3 pseudogenes are annotated in these 2,837 nt (G+C 60.7%); all 3 read left to right on the top strand.

Annotated elements, in window-relative coordinates:
• Positions 1 to 89: 89 nt before the first annotated feature.
• A pseudogene (gene guaB / locus ACQKP4_RS28785) lies at positions 90 to 1,415 on the top strand (IMP dehydrogenase); the annotation flags it as partial.
• Positions 1,416 to 1,513: 98 nt separating this feature from the next.
• Positions 1,514 to 2,764: pseudogene (guaA, locus tag ACQKP4_RS28780) on the top strand (glutamine-hydrolyzing GMP synthase); the annotation flags it as partial.
• 1 nt (position 2,765) lies between these two features.
• Positions 2,766 to 2,837 (top strand): annotated as a pseudogene (locus ACQKP4_RS28775) (Cro/Cl family transcriptional regulator); the annotation flags it as partial.

Raw genomic sequence — 2,837 nt, 5'->3', positions numbered from 1 at the left:
GGAACAACCAAGGTTCGTGCGCATACCGTGCAGCTTGTTGATCCGGGGTTTCCTGCTGGATATCCAGCTCCGGGAGCCGGATCAACCGCATGGACACCGTCACTGAAGCCCGTCTGGCAATTGCCATGGCTCAGGAAGGTGGCATCGGCATCATCCACAAGAACATGACCATCGAGCAGCAAGCTGCCGAAGTGCGCAAGGTCAAGCGTTACGAAGCCGGCGTGGTCAAGGACCCGATCACCATCGAGGCTGACGCCACGGTTCGTGAACTGTTCGAACTGACCCGCATGCACAACATCTCCGGCGTTCCGGTACTGCACGATGGCGACCTGGTCGGTATCGTCACTTCCCGTGACGTGCGTTTTGAAAATCGTCTGGAAGCCACTGTCCGCGAAGTGATGACGCCTAAAGAGCGTCTGGTCACGGTCAAGGAAGGCGCCGACAAGAACGACGTTCGCGAGTTGTTGCACAAAAACCGCATCGAACGCGTGCTGATCGTCGACGACAAATTTGCCCTCAAAGGCATGATGACCGTCAACGATATCGAAAAAGCCAAGGCTTACCCGCTGGCCAGCAAGGACGATCAAGGTCGTCTGCGCGTAGGCGCTGCTGTCGGCACCGGTAAAGACACCGGCGATCGCGTTGCGGCACTGGTTGCCGCCGGCGTTGACGTGGTGGTGGTCGACACTGCCCACGGTCACTCCAAAGGCGTGATCGACCGCGTTCGCTGGGTCAAACAGAATTTCCCTGACGTGCAGGTCATCGGCGGCAACATCGCCACTGGCGCTGCCGCCCTGGCGCTGGCCGAAGCCGGTGCCGATGCAGTCAAGGTCGGTATCGGTCCTGGCTCGATCTGCACCACCCGTATCGTCGCCGGTGTCGGCGTCCCGCAAATCAGTGCCATCGCCAACGTTGCCGCCGCCCTTGAAGGCTCCGGCGTGCCGTTGATCGCCGACGGCGGCATCCGTTTCTCCGGTGACCTGTCCAAAGCCATCGTAGCGGGTGCTTCCTGCGTGATGATGGGCTCGATGTTCGCCGGTACTGAAGAAGCACCGGGCGAGATCGAACTGTTCCAGGGTCGTTCGTACAAGGCTTACCGTGGCATGGGTTCGCTGGGCGCCATGTCCCAGGCTCAAGGCTCCTCCGATCGTTACTTCCAGGATTCCTCGGCAGGCGCCGAGAAGCTCGTTCCAGAAGGGATCGAAGGGCGTGTGCCGTACAAGGGCACCCTGAGCGCCATCATCCATCAACTGATGGGCGGCCTGCGTTCCTCGATGGGCTACACCGGCAGTGCCGACATCGAAGAAATGCGCACCAAGCCTGAGTTCGTGCGGATCACCGGCGCTGGCATGGCCGAGTCCCACGTCCACGACGTACAAATCACCAAAGAAGCGCCAAACTACCGCGTAGGTTGAGGCTTCCAGCAAACGTTACATAACCGGGGCTGTTCTATTCAGCCCCGAGTTGTTTCTGAATCACGACTGTTTCTGAATGACTTAGACGAGACTGAATCATGGCCCTCGATATTCACGCTCACCGCATCCTGATCCTCGATTTCGGTTCCCAGTACACCCAGCTGATTGCCCGCCGCGTGCGTGAAATCGGCGTGTACTGCGAACTGCATCCGTTCGACATGGACGACGAAGCGATTCGCGAATTCGCTCCAAAAGGCGTCATTCTCGCCGGCGGCCCCGAGTCCGTGCACGTCGCTGACAGCCCGCGCTGCCCGCAAGCGGTGTTCGACCTGGGCGTGCCGGTCTTCGGTATCTGCTACGGCATGCAGACCATGGCTGAACAGCTGGGCGGCAAGGTCGAAGGTTCCGAGCTGCGTGAGTTCGGTTACGCCCGTGTCGACGTGGTCGGCAAGAGCCGCCTGCTTGACGGCATCGAAGACCACATCGACGCTGACGGCCTGTTCGGCCTCGACGTCTGGATGAGCCACGGTGACAAAGTCACCAGGATGCCGCAGGAGTTCCACATCCTGGCCAGCACCCCGAGCTGCCCGATTGCCGGCATGTTCGACGACGCTCGCGGCTACTACGGCGTGCAGTTCCATCCGGAAGTGACCCACACCAAGCAGGGCGGTCGCATCCTGTCGCGCTTCATCCTCGACATCTGCGGCTGCGAAGCCCTGTGGACGCCGTCGAAAATCGCTGAAGACGCCATCGCCAACATTCGCGCCCAGGTCGGCACCGACAACGTACTGCTCGGCCTCTCCGGCGGCGTGGACTCCTCGGTCGTTGCAGCGCTGCTGCACAAAGCCATTGGCGACCAATTGACCTGCGTCTTCGTCGACAACGGCCTGCTGCGTCTGCACGAAGGCGAGCAAGTGATGGCCATGTTCGCCGAGAACATGGGCGTCAAGGTGATCCGCGCCAACGCTGAAGAGCAGTTCCTGAACAACCTGGCGGGCGAAAGCGACCCAGAGAAGAAGCGCAAGATCATCGGCCGTACCTTCATCGACGTCTTCGATGCCCAGTCCAACAAACTGGACAACATCAAGTACCTCGCCCAGGGCACGATCTACCCGGACGTGATCGAGTCGGCTGGCGCCAAGAGCGGCAAGGCGCACGTGATCAAGTCGCACCACAACGTGGGCGGCCTGCCGGAAGAAATGAACCTCAAGCTGGTTGAACCCCTGCGCGAACTGTTCAAGGACGAAGTCCGTCGTCTGGGCCTGGAACTCGGCCTGCCGTACGACATGGTCTACCGTCACCCGTTCCCGGGCCCAGGCCTGGGCGTGCGGATCCTCGGTGAAGTGAAGACGACAACTTGAGATGCTGCACTCGCGCTTTCCGCCCGGGACTTACAGTCAGCAGAGTTACAGTCATGAAGGG

The sequence above is a fragment of the Pseudomonas sp. NPDC086278 genome (assembly GCF_050280905.1).
GTDB lineage: Bacteria > Pseudomonadota > Gammaproteobacteria > Pseudomonadales > Pseudomonadaceae > Aquipseudomonas.
Note: the sequence above shows the minus strand (reverse complement) of the source record. Positions and strands in the feature narration are given on the sequence as shown.